Consider the following 21,032-nt stretch of genomic DNA (forward strand, 5'->3'; position numbering starts at 1 on the left):
GAGCGACCACCTATGAACGCCCCGGCGGGTCTCCCGACAGCCTCGCCACCCAACGACGTGCTGAGCATCCCCGCGCCAGGTGGACGACGACGGAGAAGACGTCGTGCGGCACCGTGGGGTCGGTGACGGTCAGGCCGAGCTCGTGCCCCGCTGCGACGGCCCCGTCGGCGGCGGCGGAGGTGCGACCGGCGAGCTGTTGTGGTGTCAGGAAGGTGGTCATGGCTTCCTCGATGCAGCGGGAATTCTGGCTGTTGGGCAGGTCGGGGCGGGGCGCGCGGGCCATTCGCGGCGGAGGCGAACCGACGGGGTCAACACCTGCGACCGGTACGCAGCTCCAGCTGCTCCCCCTCGAAGCGTGCGCGGAATTCGCGGTCGTGCGACACCGCGAGGCCGTCCGGGCCGCCCGGCCGCGAACGCGGCGAGCAGCGGGAGCCGCGTGGTGTGCGCGGGTAACTCCTGCGCGAGGTAGCCGATCCGGGCGGGGCGGCGTGCCGTGCCCGCGTCGGGCTCCAGGTCGCCCGCCAGGACGCGCAAGAGCGTCGTCTTGCCCGCGCCGTTCTCGCCCGTGACCAGCAGCCGCTGTCCGGGCGCGATCGCAAGGAGCCCGTCCAGACACAGCCGCTCGCCGACCCGTACGCCGTCGAACTCGGCGAGGAGGCCCTGGGCGGGGCCGTCTGCCGCCGCGACGGGCGCCGTCGACTCGATCAGCGCATGGGTGACCGCGAGCAGGACAGGGCGCCCCTGACCTCACCGGTGGCGGCGGCCCGTACGGCGGCCGAGCGGCGCTTTGACGACCGGCCGCCGTAGCGCTAGTTGTTGGGTGAAGGCACCGTTGCCTGCTGCCTCAGCAGATCGACCCGGCTGGCCAACTGGTGCAGTTGCGGGCACTCGTAGAAGGAGTTCAGCGGGACGTCGACGCCGAAGCCGGCCAGGACGGCCTCTCGGACCCGAGGGATGGTCAGGGAATCGCCGCCGAGCGCGAAGAAGTCCGCGTCCTGGCCCTGCGGCGGGACGCCGAGGACCTGCGACCAGATGAGGGCCAGCTGCCTCTCGGTCGCACTGCCCACGGCGGCGTCGGTCCGGCCGGGTCCCCCGGCTTCGGAGAGCACGGCGGGCAGCCGCTTCCGGTCGATCTTTCCGGAGGTCGTCAGCGGCATCTGGTCGAGCACGACGCAACGCGCCGGCACCATGTTCCGCGGCAGCCGTTGCGCGAGCGCAGCCTTGAGCTGGTCCGGCGACACCGCGGCACCGGCGCTGAGTTGGGCGTAGGCCACCAGCTGGGACCGTCCCTCGTCGATTTCCCTCTCCACGACCCCGGCGTGCACGACGCCCGGCACGTCCAGCAGGGTGGCCTCGACCTCGCCCAGTTCCACCCGCACCCCGCGAATCTTGATCTGGTGGTCGACCCGCCGGTGGAAGACGAGCTCGCCATTGGCCGTCCTGCGGGCCAGATCTCCCGTCCGGTAGATCCGGAACCCGGGTTCGCCGTGCGGGTCGGGGAAAAAGGCCGAGGCGGTCAACTCGGGATTGTTGAGGTACCCGGGTGCCAGGAACTGACTGCGCACCCACACCTCGCCGAGCTCACCATCGGCCACCTCGTCACCGTCGGCGGTGCGCAGCACGATCTCCCGTCCCGGCAGGGCGCGGCCGACCGGGATCGTCGACGAGTGCTCGTCGTCCGGGGTGACCAGGTGGAAGGTGGCCAGGATGTTCTCGGTCTGGCCGTACATGTTGTAGATGTCGGCCCGCGGGAAGGTGGCGCGCAGCTTCGTCACCAGCGCCGGCCGCAGTTCCTCGCCGGAGACGGTGAGCACCCGCACGTGGTCGAGCGCACCCGCGCCGGTGTTGTCCACGGCGTCGGTGAGCGCGCGGTAGAGGCTGGGCGCGGTCACCAGGTGAGTGAGCTCATGGCGGCGAATCCACTCGGCGACCGCCTGCACGTCCGACTTGACCTCGGACGGTGGCATCACAAGGGTCGCGCCGCTGCGGACCACGGAGAAGATCTCCACGCAGGCCGCGTCGTAGGTGAACTGCGCCCACTGGAGCTGCCGCGCGCCCTGCGAGAGGCCGACCTGGCGGGCGTACCACTCGGTGAGCTGGTCGATGTTGCTCCGCGTCAGGACGATCCCCTTGGGGGTACCTGTCGAGCCGGAGGTGTAGACGACCGTCGCGGTGTCCGTCGGCAGCGTCGCCGTACCGCGGTCGCGGCTGATGCGCTCGATGTAGGCATCCGAGGACTCGCCGATACGCAGCAGACCCAGGTTCAGCTCCGCCAGATCAGCGACCAGCCGCTTGCCCCCCTGACTGCTGTCGGTCAACAGGTACCTGGCTCCGCAGTCGCGGACCATCTTTCGGTTCCGGGCAGCCGGCTGGCTGCTGTCCAGCCACACGAAGGCGGCGCCGACCTCCAGCGTGGCGAAGATCGCGGCGACCGCGTCCGGTCCGTGCTCGATGCTGATCACCACAGCGTCATGGGGACGCAGGCCGATACAGAACAACACGTCCGAGTACTGGGTGACGCGGCGGCGCAGGTCGCCGTAGGTGCACACGCCATCGGCCGTGATGATCGCGGTGCGCTCGTCGTCCTCGCGGATCCTGCTCAGGGGAGCCAGGAGGTGGGTGGTGTTCGGGTGCACGCTATTGCCCTTCAGTCTGACGGGCCGGATGGTTGTTCCGGCACCGCGCTGTGTCCGATCGAAGGAGTTCGGTGACGGTGTCGCTCAGGCCGGCGGCGTGCGCCGAGGCGATCAAGTGCGGCGCCGGCAGTTCGTCCAGGGTGAAGACCGACTCCGTGTACTGCTGCCACTGCGCCATCTCCGCCGCGCCGATCGTGCTGTCGCTGGTGCCCACGATCGCGTGCACCGGGCACCTGAGCGTGGGCCGCTCGGCATCCGGCACCTGGCGCAGCAGCTCGATATCGGCCCAGACGGTGTCGAGCACGACGTCGCGGAGTTCGGCGCACTCAAGGATCTCCTGCGCACCCGGGTCGGTGCGAAGCAACAGATCGGGCACCTGCTCGCGGGAGATCGCGGGAAACGGCCTGAGCAGATGCGGTGGGGCGGCGGACAGCACCACCAGTGCCAGTGCGGGTCGGCCGGGTTCGAGTTGCCTCGCGACCTCGGCCGCGAGCAGGCCACCGAAACTCTGTCCCAGCAACGCCATCGGCACCTCTGGATCGGCGGCCGTCCGGAGCGCGTCCGCTATCTGGGCAACCAGTTCCTTCAGGCCGGTCGGGGCCGGCTCGCGGTAGCGGACGAACCGGCCGGGCAGTTGGATCGCCCACAACTCCGTGTCCGGCGGAAGCGCGGTACTCAGAGCGGAAAATGACGCCGCCGAACCGCCCGCGTGCGCGAAACACACCAGCCGGACCCGCGGCGCCCGCCTCGGATGCGGTATCCAGAACCACGAACTTCTCGCGTCGGGGTGCATGAACAAGCACATCTCCCGGAATTGTTTGGCCACCGTCCATCGAACCCGATGACAACGGGAAAGTGGCCTCAAATTACGGCGGGCCCGCGTTGCGGTCAAGCGAACTGGAAGATCGTGCTGCCGACGGTTGTAATTTCGTCTATTCGAGCGGACACGAAAGACCGGCCCCTGTTGGCCGTTGGACGCACGCTGTTGACGAGCGGCGATCCGTGTTCATAGCTTGATTTCGCTTGGGTGCCTGCCGACTGAGGAGAATTTCCCCGGTATGAACGACATGGATGAATCCGAGATATCTGCGGGAACGCTGGTCGAAGTCCTGAGAAGGCGTTCAGCCGATTCTCCGGACGACATGTTCTACGCATTCCTTTCCGGCGATGTGGAAGTCGCGGAGCAGGCGAGTTACGCGGAACTCGACCGCTCGGCCCGTGCGCGCGCCGCGATGCTCCAGCAACGCGGTCTCGCCGGCGGCAACGTGGTACTTGCCCACCCGTACGGCCTTGAATTCGTCAACGCCTTCGCCGGATGCCTGTACGCGGGCGTTGCCGCCGCACCTGTGAAGATGCCGCGAGGTCAACGCGACCTCGACCGGCTCCGTCGCGTCGCCGACGCGGCCGGGACGCGGATCGTACTGACCACCGGGCAGGCGTGCCGGGAACTCCGCACACGATTTCCCGACGCGCCCGAGTTGCAGGACCTGGTCCTGATCGAAACGGACGGCATCGCGGATGCGCTGGCCGGCCAATGGACCGCGCCGGACATCGACCCGAAGCACACCGCGATGCTCCAGTTCACGTCCGGATCAACCGGGCGGCCAAAAGGCGTGATGGTCTCCCATCACAACTTCATCGCCGAGGCCGAACTCATTGGCCGGACCTGGCCCGTGCACGACGACGGGGTGGTGCTCTCCTGGGTCCCGTTCCACCACGACCTCGGCCTGGTGTACAGCATCGTCGCCCCGTGGGTCCTCGGTGTTCCGGCGTATCTGATGTCACCGGCGTTGTTCGTCAGGCGTCCTCGGCGGCTGTTGGACGCCGTTTCCCGGTTCAGGGCCACGCACATCTGCGGCCCCAACTTCAGTTTCGAACTGTGCTTGCGCGACGCGGCGGACGACCTGGACCAGCTGGACCTGTCCAGCCTGCGGGTGGCACTCAATGGTGCCGAACTGGTGCGGGAGTACACCGTGCGGCGCTTTACCGAGAAGTTCAAGTCCGCCGGGTTCGATCCGACGGCGATGTGTGCGGCCTACGGACTCGCCGAGTCAACCCTCGTGGTCTGCGGCTCGCAGGGCGATGAACACCCCAAGGTCCGGTGGCTGTCCGCGCCGGCGCTGCACAACGGTGCCGTCGTCGCGGCCGCTCAGGGCGAGCCCGCTGCCGTGCCGATCGTGAGCTGCGGGCCGCCGATGCCGGGCGTCACCCTCCGCATCGTCGATCCGGTCACCCTGCGCGAACGGGCCGACGAGGAGATCGGCGAGTTGTGGGTGCAAGGCTCCTGCGTCGCGAAGGGCTATTGGAACCGGCCGGACGCGACTCGGGAGACCTTCCAAGGGCGCATCGCCGGACAGGAGAGCGACGGCGAGTTCCTGCGCACCGGCGACCTGGCGTTCCGGTACGACGGGGAGCTGTTCATCGCCGGCCGGTTGAAGGACCTGATCATCTTGGACGGGCAGAACTACCACCCGGAGGACATCGAGTCCATCGTCGAGGATTGCGATCCCTCGCTGGCCACCGTGTCGTGCGCCGCCTTCGCCGTCGAGCGGGACGGCACCGAGCAGGCGGCGGTGGTCGTCGAGATCACCGCGCGCACCCTGGCCGAGACGACGGCCGACGAGTTCGCCGCACGCGTCCGGGACGTGGTCTGGGACCGATGCCAGCTGCCGGTCGCCGAGGTGGCGGTGGTCCGCAGGGGAACACTGGCCAAGACCTCAAGCGGCAAGATCCAGCGCTCGGAAAACCGGCGCCTGCTGGAAACCGGTGGCCTCGACGGACAGATACTGGCTCGGCTGCGCGCCGAAGTGAGCTGGCCGGTGCACGGCACCCGTGAGGCGCCGCCGGCCACTCCGGCAGGTCTGGTCCGGCCGATGGTACGGCTGACGCTGTCCCGGATACTCGGCATCCCCGCAGAGCAGATCGCCGACGACCAACCGTTCGCGCACTACGGGCTCACCTCCCTGGGCGCGCAGCAACTCGCCGCCGCGGTGGAGGCGGTCGTCGGCCGGTCGATCGACGTCACCCTGGTGCTCAACCACCCCACCGTCGACGAGTTCACCGAGGCGCTGGGCCGTTCGGAAGAGGTGGTGTAGGCAATGGCCCCGAAGGCAGCTGCCCGCGATGACCGTGACATCGCCATCATTGGCACGGCCTGTCGCTTCCCGGGCGCGGTGAATACTGCCGAGGACCTCCTGCGGCTTTCGCTCGATGGTGTCGACGCGGTCACCGAGGTGCCGGACTCCCGGCGGCTCGGCGCTCTCTACTCGCCCGACCCGACCGAGCCGGGCCGGATCAGCACCCGCTGGCTCGGCTGCGTCGACGGGATCGACCGGTTCGACGCGGAGTTCTTCGGCATCACGGCACGGGAAGCCGAACAGATGGATCCCCAGCAGCGGATTCTGCTGGAGACGGCGTACGAGGCGCTGGAGCTGGCCGGAGTGCCGCCGACGAGCCGCCAACTGGCCGGCGGCGGGGTGTTCGTCGGTGTCAGTGGCAGCGACTACGGTCGGCTGCTCGGCCCGCAGCTGACCGAACTCGGCGGGCATTTCGTCACCGGGCATGCGAGTTCCATCGTGGCCAACCGGGTGTCGTACCTGCTGGACATGAGCGGCCCCAGCATGGCCGTGGACACCGCCTGTTCGTCCTCCCTGGTGGCCGTGCACCTCGCGGTGCGGGCGCTGCGCGAGGGGGACTGCTCGCTGGCACTGGCCGCCGGCGTGAACCTGATACTCGCCCCCGACAACTGGGTGTCCGTGTCCAAGGCCGGCATGATGTCCCCGACCGGGCGCTGCCGTTCCTTCGGTGCGGGGGCCGACGGTTTCGTCCGCGCGGATGGCTGCGGCGTACTGGTGCTCAAGACGTTGGCCCAGGCCCGGCGGGACGGCGACGAGATCCACGCGGTGATCCGGGGCAGCGCGATCAACCAGGACGGGGCCAGCAACGGGCTGACCGCGCCCAACGGCCCGGCTCAAGAGGCGGTCATCCGTGCCGCGTTGTCCGATGCCGGGGTGCGGCCCGAACAGGTCGGCTATGTGGAGGCGCACGGGTCCGGCACGCCCCTCGGAGATCCGATCGAGTTCGGCGCGCTCGCCGCGACGTACGGGAAGGTGCCTGCGAAAAGCCCTTCCTGCTACGTGGGTTCGGTGAAATCCAACATCGGGCACACCGAGTCGGCGGCGGGAATGGCCGGCATCATCCGGCTCGTGGCCTCCCTGCGAGCCGGGTCCATTCCAGGTTCTCTGCACACCGAGGAACTCAACCCCCGACTGTCGGCGCACAAGACGCGGCTCGCGGTCGCCCAGCAGACCATGCGGTGGCCCGACGGACCCGATCGTCGGATGGGTGCGGTCAGCTCGTTCGGCTTCGGCGGCACGAACGCCCATGTGGTCGTCCAGCAGGCGGAACCGGTGCCCCACCGGCCGGCGACGCCCGCGCCGGCGACACTGGTGCTGCCGCTGTCGGCCAAGGGCGAGCAGCCACTGCGGGAGTTGGCGGGACGGTACCTCTCCCTGCTGTCCGAGGATGACGGTGCGACAGCAGCGGACCTGTGCTACAGCGCCTCCGCGCGGCGCGGTCACCACCCGGTGCGCATCGCGCTCAGCGGACGGGACCGCGACGAGCTGCGTCAGTCGGTGGAATCGTTCCTGGCCGACGGGGCGCCCGACACGGTGGAGGGAGCGGTCTGGCGCGACACCGTCTTCGTGTTCCCGGGGCTGGGGCGGCAGACGACCGGGCTCAGTGCGGCGCTCCTTTCGGAGCCCACCATGGCCGAGCACATCCGTCGCTGTTCCGACGCGTTCGCCCCGCTGTTGGACGTGTCCCTGTCCGAGTTGCTGAGCCGGGGCGGCCCTGAGGTCAATGAGGTAGCGCTGACCCGAACGGACATCGGGCAGGCTCTGCACTTCACCGTGCAGAGCGGGCTGGCCGCCCTGTGGTCGTCGTTCGGCCTGCGGCCGGCGGCCGTGATCGGGCACAGCGCGGGCGAACCGGCCGCCGCGTATGTGTCCGGCATGCTGGACTTCGACGCTGCGGTGGCGTTGGTCGCCGCCCGCGGGTCGGTGATGCAGCACGCCGCCGCCGATCGTCGCATGGTGGCGGTTTCCGCCGCACCACAGGAGATCGGCGACCTGCTCACGCGCTGCCCGGAGAACGTCGTACTGGCGGTGGACAACGGTCCGAGCAATGTCACGCTGTCCGGTCCGACCGAGTCGATCGAGCAACTGGCCGCCGAGCTTGAGGCGGACGGCTACCGGGCCCGACTGCTGTCGATACGATTCGGCTCCCATCACCCCGATCTCGCACCTGTGGGCGAGGAACTCGCCCGCCGTGGCGTCGGCGCCGCGACCGGTCCCGGGTCCGTCCCGCTGTTCTCCTCGATCACCGGCGCGCTGCTCGACCGCACGCAGATGGACCCGGAGCACTGGGGCCGGGGCGTGGTCAACCCGGTGCGGTTCCGGTCCGCCGTGCAGCACGCCGCCACAACGGGATTCACCAGCTTCCTCGAGATCAGTCCACAACAGTCACTGCTCGGCCCGGTGCACACCAGCGCGGCCGCCGTCGGCGTACGGGCGAGCGTGTTGCACGCACTCGGTGAGGAAAGTGACGGCACCGCGAGCGCGCGGGCCGTGTTGCCCGAGTTGTACGTGCGCCGCGCTGCCCTCGACTGGCAGACGGTGTACCAGGGCGGGCGTTTCCTGCCCGGCACGCCGACCTATCCCTGGCAGCGCGTACGCCACTGGGCACTGGACGGCCGGACTCCCACCGGCATCGAGCCACCGCAGGAATCAAGGAAGAGGAGCAAGATGCCGGCATCACAGGAACAGGCCCTGGCCGAGGTGGCCAACGAAGTGGCCACGATCCTGAAGTACCCGAGGGAACAGATCACCCAGCAGTCCTTCTTCCTCGAACTGGGCGCGGACAGCATCCTGTTGCTCCAACTCGTCAACACCTTGAACAAGCGACATGGCACCTCGTTCAAGGCGACCGACCTGTTCGAGAAGTACCAGTCCGTCGGTGAGCTCGCGGCCGCGCTCGCGGAGTCCGGTGCCTTCTCCGCGGAAGCCGCCGGTGAGCCCGAAGCCCCGGCCGCGCCGGTTCAGCAGGTGATGGCGCCGGCCGCGCCCAGCGGCCTCGACGCACCGGTTCAGCAGGTGACGGCGCCGGCCGCGTCCACCGGTCTCGACGCGGTGGTGCGCAATCAACTCGCGATCATGCAGCAGCAACTGACCCTGCTCGGCGGCTCGCCGTCCGGCCAGGTTCAGGCCACCGCGCCCGCCCCCGCCCAGGAGCCGGCACCGCAGCGCACCGCACCCGCGGCCCCCAGGTCCATCGCACCCGCGGCCCCCAGGTCGGCCGCTCCGGCCCCGGCCGGCAAGCGGCTCAGCGACCGGCAGAAGTCCTATGTGGACTCTCTGGTGCGGCGCATGGAGGAACGCAGCCCGCAGTCGAAGAAGCTCGCCGGCCTGCACCGCAACCGCATGGTGGAGAGCCGTCCATGGGGGAACTTCCGGCCCGAGCTGAAGGAGCTCAACTTCCCCATCGTCATCGACCGGGGCCGGGGAGCGCACTTCTGGGACCCCGACGGCAGCGAGTACATCGACTACTGCGTCGGCTTCGGCGTGCACTTGCTGGGCCACAACCCGCAGATCGTCCAGGACGCGATCGCCGAGCAGCTGCCGCGCTCGTTCACCCTGGGGCCTCAGGTGGAACTCACCTACCGGGTCGCCGAGACGTTCTGCCGGATCACCGGGCACGACCGGGTCTCCTTCTGCAACACCGGATCGGAAGCGGTGATGGGCGCGGTGCGCCTTGCCCGGCTCGCGACCGGCCGGCGGAAGGTTGCTTACTTCGAGAAGTCCTATCACGGCATCACCGACGGGATGCTCGGCCGGCGTGGCGAGGAACTCGGCAGCGTGAGCCCGATGGTGGACGGGGTGTCGCCCGGTGCGCTGGACGACGTCGTCATCCTGCCCTACAACGACCAGACCTCACTGGACTACCTCGCCGCCAACAGCCATGAGATCGCCGCCGTCGTCTGCGAACCGATCCAGGCGCGCAACCCGGTGGGGCAGCCGGCCGAGTTCCTGCGCACCCTGCGCCGGCTGACCCAGGACACCGGCACGGTGCTGATCTTCGACGAGATGATCACCGGGTTCCGTATGCACATCCGCGGCGCCCAGGGGCTGTTCGGGATCATGCCGGACCTGGCGACCTACGGAAAGGTGCTCGGCGGGGGCCTTCCGGTGGCGGCGATCGCCGGCAAGCAGGCCCTGATGGACGGGCTCGACGGTGGCAGCTGGGGCTACGGCGACCAGAGCGCTCCGACCGCGGAGACCACGTTCTTCGGCGGCACGTTCCAGAAGCACCCGCTGGCGATGGCGGCGGCCAACGCCACCCTGGAGTACCTGGAAAAGCACGAGGACACCCTCTACACCGAGCTGAACGACAGGACCGCGCGGGTGGTCGGTGCGCTGTCCGACCTGTTCGTCCAGCACGAAGTGCCCTACTCGCTGGCATCCATCGGCTCACTGTGGCGGTTCCAGTACCGCGGCATGTCCAACCTGTACCACCCGCTGCCGTTGGAGATGCTCTACCACAGCCTGCTGGCGGACGGCATCTACATGTGGGAGGGCAGGACGTTCTTCATGTCCGCCGCCCACACCGACAGCGACGCCGAGCGCCTGATCGACGCGGTGGACCGCGGTCTGCACGACTTGCGGAAGGCGGAGTTCCTGGACGGTGCCGCCACCGCACCCCCGGTCCGGACGGCTGACCGCTGGCCGATGTCCGCCCAGCAGCGAGAGGTATGGGACATCAGCCGGCAGCTCGAGCCGGAATCGGTGGTCTACAACGAGACCGCGGTGCTGGAACTCACCGGCGAGCTGGACCTGCCGGCACTGGATTCCGCGTTGGCCGCGGTGCGTCAACGACACCCGGCACTGCGCGCGGTCTGCTCCTCCGACGGACACGACCTCCTCGTGGCCTGCGGCGCCGAAGGCACGACACCTGTCCACACGGTGTCCCCGGGCGACGGTCTCCAGGCCGTGATCGACGAGTACTCCAACACACCGTTCGATCTCGCAACGGGGCCGCTGTTCCGTCCCACTGTGCTGCGGCATTCAGACACCCACCACCACCTGCTGGTCTCAGCCCACCATGTGGTGTTCGACGGCACCTCCATGGTCGCCGTACTCAACGACCTCGCCGACGGCTACACGCGCGCCACCAAGGGGCTGGCCCCGGTGACGATGCGGGGCGGGCGGACACGGCCCGCCTCCACGGAACTACCGGCTGGTGAGCGAAAGGAGGCGCTCGACTACTGGCAGCAGCGTCTGGACACACCTCCCGCACTGGCGTGGGCCGACCCGGACCGCCCGGCGAGCGCTCCGGCGACCCGGCAGGCTTTCCACTTCGACTCGGACCTGTGGGCGGCATTGGTGAAACGGTGCGCGCAACTGCGCTGCACACCGTTCATGGCGGTCTTCAGCGCGTTCACCCAGGCGCTGCACGAGGTGACCGGTCACGACGACCTGGTGGTCAGCACCCCGGTCGATCAGTGCCGGGGCGAGGCGGAACAGGGACTGGTCGGGCACTTCGTCAGCTACGTCCCGGTGCGCAGCCAACGCACCGGCACCGACTTCTCCGCGCACCGCAAGCGGTTCAGCCAACTGCTCGGCGAGGACCTGGCCCACGGGACCCTGCCGCTGGAAAGCATCCTCGGCGAGCTCGCCGACCGGGCGAAGCTCGATGCCCCCTGGCCGGCCCGCCAGCAGTTCACCTCCGTGGTGTTCAACCTCAACCGCCCGATGCCCACGCCGAAGATGGGCGGCCTGGACGTCCAGGTGAGCCTGCCGTCCACCGTGGAAGCGATGTTCGACCTGCTCTTCGACGTCGTCCCGATGGAGGACAAGGTGTTCGTGGAGATCGTGCACCGCGACCGGATACCCGTGGAGGACGTCGCGCTGCTCTGGATGCGTTGGCTCGAACTGGTACGTGAGACCGCACATGCCGAGGGAGAGTCCTGAATGCCCCGGCACGGCAACGAGTCCATCGCCGAGCTGCTGCGGTCGGCGTGGGAACGGAATCCCGATGCGGTGGCGGTTCGCACGCTGGACCGGCAGCTCACCTATCGTGAGCTGCTCGGCAAGGCCGGTGCGGTCGCCGAGCGACTGGACGCCTTGGCGGTGCCGGCCGACGAACCCGTTGGCCTGCTGCTGCGGCGCACGCCCGAACTGATCGCGGCACTGCTCGGCGTGCTGCTGTCCGGCCGGACCTATCTGCCGTTGGACGCCGCCCACCCCACGGACCGCATCGCCTTCCTGCTGGCGGATTCGGGTGCCCGGCGAGTGCTGGTCGACCAGGACTGCGCCGGTTCCGTGCCACCAGGGCCGTGGACGCTGGTGGACGCCGATGCGTGCATGGCCAACCACCGCGAGGGTGAACTGCCTTTCCGCGCAACGGTTCCGGGGGCGACCGCTCTGGTCATCTACACCTCGGGCACCACCGGCGCGCCGAAGGGGTGCTGGATCACCCACCGGAGCCTGGACAACTTCGTGGGCTGGACCGTGGACCACTGTCCTCGTGAGACCTTCGAGTGCAGCGTCGCGGCAACCTCGCTCTGCTTTGACTTCTCCGTCGCCGAGATCCTGCCGGCACTGGCCGTCGGCGGTTCGGTGCTGGTGCTCAACCATCATGTAGAGGTGGCGGATCTGCCGGCGCATGTGCGGCCGACGCAGATCAACGGGGTGCCCAGCGTGCTGAGCGACGTGCTGCGCGACCGGCCGCTGCCGAGCAGCGTGCAGCTGGTCACCCTGGGCGGCGAAGCGGTGCCGCCCAGCCTGGTCGCCAGGCTGCTCGACAGCGGCGTGCCCCTGGTGCGCAACGTGTACGGACCGACCGAAACCACCGTGGTCGCCACATCGGCCTACCTCACCCGTGCTGACACCGATCGGACCGTCTCGCTCGGGGAGCCCGTTTCCGGGGTGGAGATCTACCTGGTCGATGACGCCTTCCAACAGGTTCCCGACGGTGCCGTGGGTGAACTGGTGATCGGCGGCATCGGCGTCAGCAACGGCTATCCCCGGCTGCCGGCCCTGACCGCCGACAGGTTCGTCGCCGACCCCTTCTCCGGAAGCCCCGGCCGTCGGGTGTACCGAAGCGGGGACCACGCGCGGCGCACCGAAGACGGCCGGCTGGAGTTCGTGGGAAGGCGTGACCACCAGGTCAAGATCCGCGGCGTGCGGATCGAACTCAGCGAGATCGAACAGGTGCTGATGAGCCATCAGCGGGTGTCGGCAGCCGCGGTGGGGGTCGCCGGTACCGAACCGGCGCAGTACCTGCTGGCCTACATATGGCCCGCCGACCACGGGACCCCGCCGACGGTCGCCGAACTGAGCGCGCACGTCGAGGCCAAGCTGCCAAGCGCGTTGCGGCCGGCCCACTATGCGTTGCTCGACGACCTTCCCCTCACCACGAACGGAAAGATCGACCGCTCACGGCTGCCACGTGAACCGCGGTTGCTCTCCGACTGCGACCACGGGGCTCCCGAAGTCGCGAACGAAGAGGTCGCGCTGCTGGAAGGGCGGCTGGCCGAGATCTGGGCGAGCACGTTGAAAGTCCAGGCGGTGCGGCGCGACGACAACATCTACGCCCTGGGCGGCAGCTCCATGGCACTGATCAGGATCAGGCGGTCGATCGGCGCCGAGTTGGGGATGGACGTACCGATGCAGATCCTCCTCGGCTGCCCGACCGTGGCCGAGCTCGCCGCTGAACTGCTCGACGAGTTCCTGCTCACCCGGACATGACGCAGGAAGGAGTGATGACGATGAACTGTTTCGACGATCCGGACGGCCGGTTCCTGGTGCTGGTGAACGACGAGAGGCAGCACTCGCTGTGGCCGAGCCTCAAGGACGTGCCCACCGGTTGGCAGGTGGTCCAGGGCCCGGACACCCGAGGCGCCTGCATGGCCTACATCGAGGAGAACTGGACGGATCCGCGGGCCAAGAGCCTCATCGAGTCGACCTCGCGACGGGGTGACCGATGACCACCTCAGACCGGACAGCTGTGCTCGCCGGGCTCGGTACCTGCCTTCCCGTGAGGGAAGAGGACAACGCGGCACTGTCCGAGCGCCTGGACACCAGCGATTCCTGGATACGCGAGAGGACCGGCATCGCCGCACGGCGGATCGCCGGCCCCGAGGTGTCGATGCGCGACTTGGCCGTCGCGGCGGGCGAGAACGCCCTCAAGTCGGCCGGTCTCGCCGAGGTCGACACGGTGGTGCTGGCGACATCGACGCCCGATCGTCCCCTGCCCGCTGCGGCACCACAGGTTGCCAGCAGCCTCGGGCTTGGTTCGGTGCCCGCGTTCGACGTGTCCGCCGCGTGCTCGGGGTTCCTCTACGCGGTGGCGGTGTCAGCCGGCCTGATCGGGACCGGCCTTGCCGGCAACGTCCTCGTGGTGGCCTCGGAGGAGTACTCAGGGATCGTCGATCCGGCGGACCGCGCCACGAGGGTGCTGTTCGGCGATGGCGCCGGAGCGGCTGTACTGAGAAGTGGCCGGCGCGACGAACCGGGGGCGGTGCTCGCCGTGGACTGGGGAAGCGAGGGAACCGGCCGCGACCTGATCGCTCGTCCCGAGGGGCAGGGCGGCTACCTCTCGATGGCCGGCAGACGGGTCTACCTCAAAGCGATCGAGCACATGACGAGCTCGACACTGCGGGTGCTCGACCAGTGCGGCTGGGCGATCAGCGAAGTCGGCGCCTTCGTCCCGCACCAGGCCAACCTGCGGATCATCCGGGCCGTGGCGCAGCAGCTGTCGCTGCCCGAAGACAGGGCGGTGTGCGCGTTGGAGCGGACCGGGAACACCGCGGGCGCGTCGATTCCGCTCGCGCTGGCGCACGGGCAGTCGAACGGGACGCTCAGAGCTGGTGATCGCACGGTGCTCACGGCCTTCGGCGCCGGGCTCGCCTGGGCTTCGGCGGCACTGGTGTGGCCGGAAATCAGCACAGTCGAATCGGAACTGTAAACGGAACCGTAAGAGGAGAAACGCCACCATGATGTACGACTACCTCCGCAACCTGCTCGAAGAGACGTTCCGGGTCAGTGGCGAGATCACGCCGGACAAGAGCTTCGAGGACCTCGACCTCGACTCGCTGACCACGGCCGAGATCTGTGCCGCCCTGGAGACGGATCTCAAGGTGACCATCGACGACGAGGAAGTGAACCAGCGGACCACCTTGGGCACGCTGTCTGATCTGTTGCACCACAAGGGCGCTGTCCTCACCCGATAACCCCTGCTGGTGCCGAAAACTCCATGCACGGCTGCGACATGCGTGTTTTCGTGAGCGGCCGGCGATCGCCACCGCGCTGTCCTCGCCGGCCTGCTCCACCACCTCCCCATGAGGCTCGGCAGTGCTTTCCGATCTCCTGAGAAAGAGGCGTAGGCATGACCGTTCAGACGGAGGCAACGGTCGACACCTCCTCGGTGTCGAGCTCCGGGTTCCTGCGCTTCTGGTTCGGTCAGACACTCTCCCAGTTCGGCACGCGCATCGGCACCCTGGGGATGCCGGTCATCGCTGTTGACGTCTTGCATGCCGGCAACACGCAGGTTGGCATCCTGGGCGCCGTATCCACCATCAGTTTCCTGCTGGTCGGTCTTCCCGCCGGCGCCTGGGTGGATCGATGGCTCAAGCGCCCGACGATGATGCTGGCGGCCCTCATACGCGCACTGGTCGTCCTCGCGATCCCGTGGTTGTGGTTCACCGGTGGGCTCCAGATCTGGCACCTCTATGTGGTGGCCACGCTCGTCGGTCTGGTGACGGTTTTCTTCGATGTGGCCTACCAGTCGTATGTGCCCATTCTGGTACCGGCCGGTGATGTCGGGAGAGCCAACGCCCGGCTGGAGGCCACCTCGCAGCTTGCGACCACCGGCGGACCAGCACTGAGTGGACTGTTCATGCGGGTGGTAAGCGCTCCCGTCCTCATGCTCGGGGATACGCTTTCCTACCTCGTCAGCTTCGGCTGTCTGGCATCGATCAAGGACTCGGAGGTCCAGCAGCGGCGGGAAGCGGGGCCTCGGCGGGCCCTGGCCACAGAGATCGGCGAAGGTCTCCGCTTTGTGCGTGACCAGCCTGTCATCAGACGGCTCGTCGTGGCGATGGGGTTCTCAAACCTCTTCGTGTCCATGGTCTCGACGCTGATGCCCATCTTGGTACTGCGCACCATCGGCCTCGACGCTTTCATGCTCGGGGTGGTGATGACCTGCGGATCGATCGGCGGCGTGCTGGGGGCCGGTCTGGCTCCGATGCTGCGGCGCCGTCTGTCCGACGGAACCGTGATCGCGGGCGGTCTCCTCGCAGCGGGCGTGTTCGTCATGGTCACTCCCGTTGCCGGCTTGATCTCGGGTACTCACAGAAATCTGGGCACCGTGCTGCTGATGATTGCCGAGTTCTGCATGACGGCGGCAGCGCTGGTTTACAACGTGACGCAGGTCAGCCTTCGTCAGAGATTGTGCCCCAAGCATCTCCTCGGCAGGATGAATGCCTCCATCAGATTCGTCGTATGGGGCAGCATCCCCCTCTCCGCCTTTCTGGCGGGCTGGCTGTCCTCGCTGATGGGCGTGGTACCCACGCTATGGATCGGGGGTATTGGGTCCCTGCTCACCGCGCTGCCCATACTCGGCATAGGACGACTCATTCCGGTGGACCAGCATGCGTAAGCAGTGGTAAGAACACAGAAGGGATTGCGAATGGAAGACCGGCCGGCCGCCCATATAAAGACAACGACCACTGGCGCAATTTCAGGCACCGGCAGGGGCGGCAGCACAGACACCGGCGTATGGCTGCGGCGATATCAGATCGCACCGGCCCCCCGTGCCCGTCTCATCTGCTTCCCGCACGCGGGCGGTTCGGCCTCGTACTTCGTGCCGGTCTCCAGGCGACTGTCGCCGGAACTCGACGTCCTGGCGGTCCAGTACCCCGGTCGTCAGGACCGTCGCCACGAGCCGTGCATCGAGGACATCGGGGCAATCGCCGACGGCATCATCCCCGAACTGCTTCCGCTTGCGGACCGGCCCCTCGCCCTGTTCGGCCACAGTATGGGGGCGGCGGTCGCCTTTGAGACCGTGAGGCGGCTGGAGGAGCGGGGGGTTGCACCCGCGGTCCTCTTCGCATCCAGCCGGCCTTCCCCGTCATCTGTCCGCGATGAGGGCCTGCACCGGTCCGGCGACCAGGCTCTCATCGCCGAAATGCGGCGTCTGGACGCCACCGACGCCAGGTTGCTCGAAGACCCGGAGCTCCTGGAGATGATCCTCCCCGTCCTTCGTGGCGACTACAAGGCGGTGGAGACGTACCGCTGCCGACCGCCGCACGCCGCCGTCGACTGCTCGGTAGTGGCACTGTTCGGCGACGATGATCCCCAGGCGCCCCACGAGGAATGCCTGCGCTGGAAGGAACACACACGCGGCCGCTTCGACATGCACGTCTTCGAGGGGGGCCACTTCTACCTCAATACCCACGCCGAATCCGTCCTGCGCATCATCACGGAGCGAATCCGCTAAGTGGGCTCGGGGACTGGCGCGGTGGCCTTCGCTCCGCCTCCAGCCCCCGCGGCCCGGCCCACCGCGGGGCAACGCCGTGTTGATTCCGTCGCGACGAACTAAGCTTCTCCGCAGCGCAGTTGCGCACCATCGAGCACGATGAACGGGTCTCGCACGACCGCACGGACGATCGCTTGGAACTCTTCGATCAATGCGCGCATCGTGCCTTCCTCGAACACCTCCGGCGAATAGACCAGCACTCCGTCGAGCTTGCCTGGGCCGGTGACGGCAATCTTCATCTCCAGGTCGAACCTGACCGTCATGTCGGGAATCAGGTACGCGGAGGTGCGCAACCCGGCGAATGCCGGCATGTCATCGTCGGTGACACCGAGGAAGGCACCCATGTGGGAATGGGTGTTCTGGAGCTCAAAGAGGATCCCGATGTCCGCGGCCCGCTCCCCCGGACTTTCCGTCCGCAGGCGACCAAGCGCGTCACTCAGCGTCGCTTCCTGGTTGGCGAACGCACCCAGCACCGCGGTGCGGACCTCACCCAGCAGGTCGACGAACCGGGGTGTGCCCGGTAGCCGTGACCGAATGGCGAGCAGGTTCACCAAGTTGATGATCAAGCGCTCACGTTCGGCCGAGGTGCGCCCCGAGACGGGGGTTCCCACCGTGATGTCCTCGCGCCCGGTGCGGCGGCGGAGCAAGGCGTGGAAGACCGCGACGACCGTCATGAAGCCACTGGCGCCGTGCGTGCGTCCGACCTCCATCAGCCGCGTCCCGAGCGGGGCCGGTACGGAGAAGAAGAGCGGGGCGCCCGATCCGGTCGGCACGGCCGGCCGTGGTCGGTCGAGGGGAAGTTCGCACGGCAGCGCGCCGGCGAGACGGTCCGACCAGTACGCGGTCTGCTTCTCCATGTGCCCGCTGTCGATGACTGACTGTTCCGCGGCGGCGAGTTCGGCGTAACCGTATTCAAGCGGCGGGAGCAATCGGTCGGGGTCGCTCCCCTGACATGCGGCCAGGTAGCCGATCTCCAGCTCTCGGAAGAACTGTGCCACCGACCAGTCATCGAAGACGACGTGATGACCGACGACCAGCAGGACGTGATCATCCTCCGTCATCCTGACCAGTGCGATCCGAACCACCTCGCCGGCCAGATCGAAACGCCGCCGCGAGAACTCGACCGAAAACTCCGCCAGCCGGGCCTCCGCCGCGTCGATGCCGGTCAGATCGACTCGCTCAACAGTGAATGAGTCCAACTCCTGGATGACACAGGACAACTGCCCCTCATCGTCCAGACGCAACGCACAGCGGAGCGACTCATGTCGGGAGACGATTCCACGGATCGCTCGGAGCATGGCCTGCTCATCAAGGTCTCCGAGGATTCGCAGCCCGGTCGGAACGTGATACACACTCTCAGCAGCCATTTCCTCAGCAATCCAGAGGCGCTGCTGCCCCTGGATGGGAGTCGTCCACACTGGCGACATAGAGCTGCTCCTATCCGATTTCTTGACGTGGCCGACCAGGTTTTCGACGTGGCCGACAGCTGGAATCGACCGAACGAACGGGAGAGGGAGAGGCAAGACCGAGGCGGAACGCGACAAGCGCGATCTCCACCCGGTTGCGTACCCCGAGCTTCCCGATGATCTTGGATGCGCACGCCTTCACCGTGCTCTCCGAGACCGCGAGCAGTCGTGCGATCTCCCGGTTGAACAGCCCCTTGGCGATGCCCTTGAAGACCTGGAGTTCCCGGTCGTTGAGCATGCTCAGCTCTTTGGGCAGATTGCTGGGGTCGTAGCCCGGTAACAGGGTGAACCTGGTGAACACCCGGCTGGTCACCGACCCGGCGAGGAAGGCGTCGCCGGAGGCCACCGATCGCAGCGCCGTCGACCACGACCACGCCGGGGAGTTCTTGAGGATGTAGCCGCGTGCTCCCGCGCGCACAGCTCGCAGCAATAATTCGTCGCTGTGCTCCTCGGTTATGATGATCACGCCGGCCAGCGAGGCCGACGACCGTTCGAGCAGTTTCCGGCAGAAATCCAGGCCACCGTATGGTGGTAACGCCGAGTCCACCATCACCACGTGGGGCTGCACACTGCTGATGATGTCGAGTGCTTCCGGGCCGTTCTCGGCATCACCGACAACCGCCACTTCCTGCTCCCTGCCGAGCAGCACCCTGATTCCGGCACGAGCGAACTCCTGATGGTCGACCACGACCACCCTGATGCGCTCGCCGGTCACGGACGACTAATCAGCTGAGGCTCGGCCGGCACGACCGATCGCTGTCGCGAGCCACCGTCACCCACCGACCGGCAGGAGCACCAGGATCGCTCACCGCACTGGACGGACAACGTGGCGAGCCTCCACAGCTCAGCATCTCCCACAATGCTGAAGGCGCTGTTCGCCGGATCGAGCCTTCGAGCGAACCAGATTCCTTCCTGGGCGCCCGACATCGGCCTGAGTTTTTCTTCATGAACTAACATGGAATCAACCTTCAGCACGGAACCGGGTCGTGGCACACACGAGGAAATGTCGAGGCGCACGCTGGGAGTTGAGGGGAAGAAGAGTTGACGCGGAGTGAGCGGACCTCGAACGTGATGTGCATTGAGCGTCACCAGCTCGCCTGACGCGAGCCGCCCCCAAGGACCACTACCCCGCCGCCGGCGAACCCGACACTCGACAGCACATCAACTAACCCACTACTCAGGCACCTTGACAGCACGCTCGCCCGGGACTCGACCGACAGAAGTGCGCCGGAAGGTTGCGTCCGAGCGCAGCCGCCGCCCGGCGTAGACGGCCACGCGCGCAAGCTCCGGCACGTCCACCCGAGAACGTGCCGACAGGATGAACGACGTGCAAGTCACTAAATGGTTGGTACATACAGGCACGCTAAGGTAGATCACTCATAGGCGTCAATCATTCAATGTCGGCGTCAGCCGAGACATTTGTGATCGTTCGCCGACAGCCGCCGTCCCTTGCGGCAGGCCAGACGTTCCCTGCTCCCTGCCACCCCAGCAGCAGCTCGCGCCCGTGCTGGTGCCCCGCGACCCGTCACCTCCCGGACGGCCAGAACCACCCCCGGCAGCTGCCGTCCGGTGCACCCCGAGGTGGCCACGAAGATGCTCGCTGCCAGGCATTCACGGCCACCGGCTCGGCGACGCCCGCCGCCCTGCGGGCGTATGACTTCCGTCGGCACCCATGGGCTACGTTGAATGCGTTCAATTACAGGGGCTTGGGTCGTGGGGGTGGAGTGGCCGGCTCACGCCGTCTGTGACCAGCAGCTACGGGACAACCCTTACTCCACCGCGTACAGCAGGTTGTACTCAGCACCATCCGCCCTGAAGCGCAGACTGCGCTCGCCAGGCGTATCCGTGATCCACTGCTCCCCGAGCTTGCCGTCCCCGGCTGTTCCGCCGGGCTCCCCGAGAGAGACGGCGATCGTTCCCGTGAAGTCGCAGTCGTACTTGACGGTGTACATCCGGTCCCCCGGCACCGTCCCATTCCACACCGTGCCACGATTCTGGACGACAAGCCTCGGCTCGTCGATACCGCTCCAGCCCTCAGTCGTGACGCACTTGAGCTTCTCCAGATAGAGCTTGGCCATACCGTCCCCTGTGAAGGATCCTTCTCGACACTTCACATCCTGGCGAGCGTCAATAAACGATCACTAAACGGTGCACGCGGGATTCGCCGCCCAGGCGACACCCCGCCCGGCAGGGCAGGCATCACTGTAGCCCTCGTCATAGCAGTGCGTCCCGAGACCACCACACTCAAGGCCACCAGAACCCGCGGCACACCGGCCACTGGCTGTCGCCCGGCCGGCCGGTGAGCCGTGGTCGCTCGCCCCACCCGGCTTGAGCG

14 protein-coding genes and 2 pseudogenes are annotated in these 21,032 nt (G+C 67.8%); 8 read left to right on the plus strand and 8 right to left on the minus strand.

What is annotated here, in order from left to right; translation table 11 throughout:
- Window positions 1-10: 10 nt before the first annotated feature.
- The 4 genes and pseudogenes from ACFWJW_RS04380 to ACFWJW_RS04395 form a co-directional block, all read right to left on the minus strand.
- Entirely contained in the window at window positions 11-283 is a 273-nt protein-coding gene (locus ACFWJW_RS04380) for a hypothetical protein (RefSeq protein WP_387234691.1), read from the minus strand.
- Window positions 284-387: 104 nt separating this feature from the next.
- Window positions 388-699: pseudogene (locus ACFWJW_RS04385) on the minus strand (ATP-binding cassette domain-containing protein); the annotation flags it as partial.
- 110 nt (window positions 700-809) lie between these two features.
- On the minus strand, window positions 810-2,636 hold the full coding sequence (locus tag ACFWJW_RS04390) for a non-ribosomal peptide synthetase (protein ID WP_387234693.1): 1,827 nt from the start codon (window positions 2,634-2,636) through the stop codon (window positions 810-812).
- A 1-nt stretch (window position 2,637) separates the two neighbouring features.
- Window positions 2,638-3,441 carry a thioesterase II family protein gene (locus ACFWJW_RS04395; protein ID WP_387234695.1) on the minus strand — a complete coding sequence of 268 codons (804 nt, stop codon included), beginning with the start codon at window positions 3,439-3,441 and terminating at the stop codon, window positions 2,638-2,640.
- 262 nt (window positions 3,442-3,703) lie between these two features.
- Between ACFWJW_RS04395 and ACFWJW_RS04400 the strand changes: the two genes are divergently transcribed.
- The 8 genes from ACFWJW_RS04400 (at window position 3,704) to ACFWJW_RS04435 (ending at window position 17,192) form a co-directional block, all read left to right on the plus strand.
- Complete coding sequence (locus ACFWJW_RS04400; RefSeq protein WP_387235105.1) at window positions 3,704-5,731, plus strand: AMP-binding protein; 2,028 nt, start codon at window positions 3,704-3,706, stop codon at window positions 5,729-5,731.
- Window positions 5,732-5,734: 3 nt separating this feature from the next.
- The gene (locus tag ACFWJW_RS04405; RefSeq protein ID WP_387234696.1) at window positions 5,735-11,662 is read left to right on the plus strand and encodes an aminotransferase class III-fold pyridoxal phosphate-dependent enzyme; all 5,928 of its coding nucleotides are present in this window, start codon (window positions 5,735-5,737) and stop codon (window positions 11,660-11,662) included.
- The gene (locus tag ACFWJW_RS04410) at window positions 11,663-13,441 is read left to right on the plus strand and encodes an amino acid adenylation domain-containing protein (protein ID WP_387234699.1); all 1,779 of its coding nucleotides are present in this window, start codon (window positions 11,663-11,665) and stop codon (window positions 13,439-13,441) included. It begins immediately after the preceding gene.
- A 14-nt stretch (window positions 13,442-13,455) separates the two neighbouring features.
- Entirely contained in the window at window positions 13,456-13,680 is a 225-nt protein-coding gene (locus ACFWJW_RS04415; RefSeq protein ID WP_387234702.1) for an MbtH family protein, read from the plus strand.
- Window positions 13,677-14,660, plus strand: coding sequence for a beta-ketoacyl-ACP synthase 3 (locus tag ACFWJW_RS04420; protein ID WP_387234705.1), 984 nt, complete (start codon window positions 13,677-13,679; stop codon window positions 14,658-14,660). The genes ACFWJW_RS04415 and ACFWJW_RS04420 overlap by 4 nt, the downstream gene beginning before the upstream one ends.
- A 28-nt stretch (window positions 14,661-14,688) precedes the next feature.
- Window positions 14,689-14,925 carry an acyl carrier protein gene (locus ACFWJW_RS04425; RefSeq protein ID WP_387234708.1) on the plus strand — a complete coding sequence of 79 codons (237 nt, stop codon included), beginning with the start codon at window positions 14,689-14,691 and terminating at the stop codon, window positions 14,923-14,925.
- Window positions 14,926-15,080: 155 nt separating this feature from the next.
- Window positions 15,081-16,352, plus strand: coding sequence for an MFS transporter (locus ACFWJW_RS04430; RefSeq protein WP_387234711.1), 1,272 nt, complete (start codon window positions 15,081-15,083; stop codon window positions 16,350-16,352).
- A 30-nt stretch (window positions 16,353-16,382) separates the two neighbouring features.
- Window positions 16,383-17,192, plus strand: a complete 810-nt coding sequence (locus ACFWJW_RS04435) for a thioesterase II family protein (RefSeq protein ID WP_387234714.1) — start codon at window positions 16,383-16,385, stop codon at window positions 17,190-17,192.
- A 98-nt stretch (window positions 17,193-17,290) separates the two neighbouring features.
- Here the strand turns inward: ACFWJW_RS04435 and ACFWJW_RS04440 are convergent, their stop codons facing one another.
- The 4 genes and pseudogenes from ACFWJW_RS04440 to ACFWJW_RS04455 all read right to left on the minus strand — a co-directional run bounded on the left by ACFWJW_RS04440 (window position 17,291) and on the right by ACFWJW_RS04455 (window position 20,775).
- A complete protein-coding gene (locus ACFWJW_RS04440; RefSeq protein WP_387234717.1) occupies window positions 17,291-18,658 on the minus strand; it encodes a condensation domain-containing protein in 1,368 nt (455 codons plus the stop codon).
- Between the two features lie 10 nt (window positions 18,659-18,668).
- Window positions 18,669-19,412, minus strand: a complete 744-nt coding sequence (locus ACFWJW_RS04445; protein WP_387234719.1) for a response regulator — start codon at window positions 19,410-19,412, stop codon at window positions 18,669-18,671.
- 838 nt (window positions 19,413-20,250) lie between these two features.
- A pseudogene (locus ACFWJW_RS04450) lies at window positions 20,251-20,367 on the minus strand (IS5/IS1182 family transposase); the annotation flags it as partial.
- Between the two features lie 99 nt (window positions 20,368-20,466).
- Window positions 20,467-20,775 (minus strand): hypothetical protein, encoded by a 309-nt coding sequence (locus tag ACFWJW_RS04455; protein WP_387234722.1) that lies wholly within the window; start codon window positions 20,773-20,775, stop codon window positions 20,467-20,469.
- Window positions 20,776-21,032 lie beyond the last annotated feature (257 nt).

The organism is Streptomyces sp. NPDC127097 (assembly GCF_042724075.1).
In the GTDB taxonomy this organism is placed as follows: Bacteria; Actinomycetota; Actinomycetes; order Streptomycetales; family Streptomycetaceae; genus Streptomyces.